The following is a 3,885-nucleotide window of genomic DNA, read 5'->3' as shown; positions in this document are numbered from 1 at the left end:
CACAACAGGCGAAATTCTCGACGTCTATCAATGCCGAGTAATATTTTTTGCCCGCTGGCGCGCGAAGCACCAGCAGGCAAATCAAAACTGACTCCCTGCAATCGCCAGCTTTCGCCGGTCAGACCGCTGACCGACAGAGTTTCACACTGGCTCAAGACGCACGCGGCAGTATATATAGAACGCCAGCATCGATCGTAGCCCGTCGTCAATCCTGGGCAATGCCGTTACTGGACCAGATGATCTCGCCGGTTTGCACCAGCATCAATTGCAGATCGAGCGTGGGTGCTTTCACATAGCCGCTGGCAGTGCTATAGAGCACGTACTGGGCGTTGAGATAGCGCGCCAGTCCTACTGCTTTACTGCGCGATTCCAAACTGTCGTCGGCGGAAAGCCCTAACATCTGGCGCGCCGCGTTCAGTTTATCGGCGCCCACCACCTGGAATTTGCCGCCGCCATCCACAATGAGGCGGGTAAGAACGGCAGTGGCTTTACCGGTCTGCATACTGCCGTTAGTAGCGTTATTCAGAGTATTTACTAGCAGCACGCTGCTATCGTTTATTTCCTCCACTGCCAACATTTGCTGCACCATGGGCGACAGACTAGCATGCCAGTCAATGGTCTTGATTTTCTGCGGCATGGGCACTGGCACGCTGGTTACCGGCGGCTGTACCGGTACCGTGGCTGGCAAAGGTACTGGCTCTATGGTGGCCAGGAGCGGCGATGGATTTCTGGTGGTACAGCTGGCTAGCATCAGCGCTGTAAGGAGGATTAAGGCTGTCTTTTTCATTTTAGAATAGAATTGATTTTTATGCAAAAACAAATAGAAATGAACGTGCTTCTCCTCCGGATTACTATTCACCGCCTCCACCTGAGCTTCTCCGCCAGGCGGCACGATCGGCATGTGAGTCGCGGCGAACGGCATGGCACCCAATCCCTGCGCATCGTACTAATAGAAACGGTAATACAAGGTAAGCGACGCTGAGCACCTACGGGTCCATCACTAGTAACTGCTGATTATTTGATAATCAATGTGGTATCGCAAACTGTCGCTACCACCGGTTAACAGCAACAGCGCTACTATCCAGGGTACTAAACGCATGTTTGTCTCCAATGTATCACGCCACCAGTGGGCCAAGCGGCCTACCACCCAAAAGATGCATGTGCAAATGATAAACTTCCTGGCCGCCGTGGCGGTTGCAATTCACTATTAGCCGGTAGCCATCCTCATCGATGCCCTCTTGTTGGGCAATTTTCGCCGCAACGGTAAACAACCGTCCCAGCGCTGCTTCATGATCTGCAGTGAGATCGTTAACGGTGGGGATAAGCATATTGGTCACGATCAAAATATGGCTGGGCGCTTTGGGGTTGATATCGCGAAAAGCAGTAACCAAATTGTCCTGATAGAGAACATCAGCGGGAATCTCCCGGCGAATTATTTTACTAAAAATGGTTTCTTTAGTCATGACGGTGTTCCTTGTTTCCTGACTGGTTGATAACAGAAGTATGAGTGAGGAACTCCCTATTTTTCAACCGGCCGCATCATTAAAATAGTCACTTAGGGCGAAAATAATTACTTATGGTGCGCAATGGCGACGTGGGCGTATTAACCATAGTAAACAGGAAAGCTTCCGCCTCTCTACGTTGCATAAAACCTGTCACCGCGTGCTTGCAAAATGGCGGGGGACACACTGCGCACTATGGCGCGCATACTGACCTTGCCACCGCGCACGTGCCCGGATTGACACCGTGACGACCCCCACCCCCATCAGCCATAAGGGGCATCAGTCATATCAAATGAAAGATATAACCAGCGGTGTTTTTGATGAATTCCTTGACCTGCATCTAGAGAGGATATTCCAGATGCAGAGGCCAAACGGTGGCACCAGCGCCCGCTCCATCACACGCCGTAAATATCGAATGCTACCATCGGATTCTGATAGGCGGCCCAATGGGAGAACTCCTGAATAGCGGCGCCAGTCGGCGGCCAAATAAACGATAGTACCATGCCGAATATAATCTCCAGCAGGCACGAGATAATCGAAACGATGCACTTACTGGCGAAAAAGCTTAGATATCCCGGCAGCTTGATACGTTAAAAGCGGTTAAATATAGACGCGGAGATGGAACCGACGATAATGCCACCCAGAGCGCCCGTATCCGACAATTGTTTGGTCACAACGTCGTTGGTAGAAAGATGCAGAATGAGCCGCGCGACCACGGCTATAGTTTTTTACCATAATACCGTACGCAGCCACGACCAGTATGCAGCCACAGCGTCGTTATGAGTAACCCTAGTGCTACGCTGATCGCGAAAATCAGCGGTATATTGGCAAAACCGAGCCTTCCCTCCTCCACCATAACATCAGAGAGCACCGGACAGCCAACTGAATTCGGGCAGACACCATACCCCCAGCAAAAATACCGACGACAGGCAAGACGGAAACCAGCATCATCAGCGACTTGCCAATTTTCTGCAGGCGGTCGAATGCATTTTGCAACATGGTGTTTTTACTTCTGACTCAAAATCCTGGTGCATCAGAGTCCACGCCAGATAATACCGGCAGCGGTTACTGTTAATTGGTGTCACCGCCTTTAATAACATAGGGAGCTAGCTTTATCGGTGTTTCCCTCCTGAAGCAGAACGAGCATAGCCTGCTTCAGCATTTTCTACCTGGCTTAGGAAGCACGGTCACAACACAGCTAGCAGCTACTGGCCTGCGGATGCAGGAGCCGCATTGCAGGATATCATCTATCTGGCCCACACGGGCGAGACTGTGCACAATAGTAAATCTATATAATAATCATTATATAGATTTACATCAGTTAGCGTCGAGGTAACGCTGCATCTCCACGTGAAACAGGCGGCCGAAATTATCGGTGGTAGCAGCAGCCAACTGCGTTGGAAAGACGCCTTTCAGCGTCGCCATAAATTCCGCCACATCGCGCACATAAGCCGGCTGGTTTTCCTTGCCGCGATAAGGTACCGGGGCCAGATAAGGGGAATCGGTCTCGACTAGAAGTCGATCGAGAGGAACATAGCGCACTACCTCGCGCAGTGCTTGTGCATTGCGGAAGGTAATAATACCGGAGAAAGAGATGTAGAACCCTATATCCAGCAAGGTCTTAGCAGTCGCCTGGTCTTCAGTAAAGCAATGAAGTACGCCGCTGCAATCGCTGGCTTGCTCCTCGAGCAAGATAGCCAGGGTATCTTTACGGGCGCCACGCGTATGAACGATGACCGGCTTATTCAGCGCACGCCCTACACGAATATGTTCGCGGAAAGCCGCCTGTTGCTGCACCTTGTTATCCTGTTGGTAATAGTAATCCAAACCAGTTTCACCGAGCGCTACCACGTCCTCCCCTGCAGCCAAATGCTGCAGCTCAGCGAAATCATATGGTTTATCAATATTCAGGGGATGGATACCGCAGGAAAATAGCACATCATCGCGGCGGCCGATCATAGTTGTCATAGCATGAAAGCCGGGTAATGTGGTACAGACCGCCAGCATCAGTTTCACGTCGCGCGTGCGCGCCTTGGCCGCGACATCCGCCACATCCTGGTGAAGCGCTTGGTAATCCAGGCCATCAAGATGGCAATGGGAATCAATTAAGAACATAGTTTAGCCTTATCCTACATCATAGGGAAGCATAAGTATGGGCAACGCCCTGCTCCCAATTAAGCAATTGGTGGGTCAGCAATAATTCGCGATTGACGCCGCTTATCTCCTGGCACTGGAGAGAACACTGCATCCACTGTTGCCACTGCGCGTGCAGCAATCCGGCCGGCCAGCGTGCTGCCAACGCAGCAACCAACGACGTCCTGTCGGCGTTGACTAGAAATTCCTGAGCGCCATGCTGCCATTTCAGTGCATCGGTCAATAGGCT

At 51.5% G+C, this 3,885-nt stretch carries 4 protein-coding genes and 1 pseudogene; all 5 read right to left on the bottom strand.

Annotated features, from left to right (window positions below):
* Positions 1-205: 205 nt before the first annotated feature.
* Entirely contained in the window at positions 206-787 is a 582-nt protein-coding gene (lpoB, locus tag BG74_RS02530) for a penicillin-binding protein activator LpoB (protein WP_066596539.1), read from the bottom strand.
* 328 nt (positions 788-1,115) lie between these two features.
* Positions 1,116-1,463 (bottom strand): purine nucleoside phosphoramidase, encoded by a 348-nt coding sequence (gene hinT / locus BG74_RS02525; RefSeq protein ID WP_066596367.1) that lies wholly within the window; start codon positions 1,461-1,463, stop codon positions 1,116-1,118.
* A gap of 331 nt (positions 1,464-1,794) precedes the next feature.
* Positions 1,795-2,501: pseudogene (locus BG74_RS12495) on the bottom strand (PTS transporter subunit EIIC); the annotation flags it as partial.
* 318 nt (positions 2,502-2,819) lie between these two features.
* Positions 2,820-3,617 (bottom strand): metal-dependent hydrolase, encoded by a 798-nt coding sequence (locus BG74_RS02520; protein ID WP_066596366.1) that lies wholly within the window; start codon positions 3,615-3,617, stop codon positions 2,820-2,822.
* A gap of 19 nt (positions 3,618-3,636) precedes the next feature.
* Positions 3,637-3,879 carry a DNA polymerase III subunit delta' C-terminal domain-containing protein gene (locus BG74_RS16065; protein ID WP_066596365.1) on the bottom strand — a complete coding sequence of 81 codons (243 nt, stop codon included), beginning with the start codon at positions 3,877-3,879 and terminating at the stop codon, positions 3,637-3,639.
* Positions 3,880-3,885 lie beyond the last annotated feature (6 nt).

The organism is Sodalis-like endosymbiont of Proechinophthirus fluctus, assembly GCF_001602625.1.
Taxonomy (GTDB): domain Bacteria; phylum Pseudomonadota; class Gammaproteobacteria; order Enterobacterales; family Enterobacteriaceae.
The sequence above is the reverse complement of the archived record's forward strand: the minus strand, read 5'-3'. Positions and strand labels throughout refer to the sequence as shown.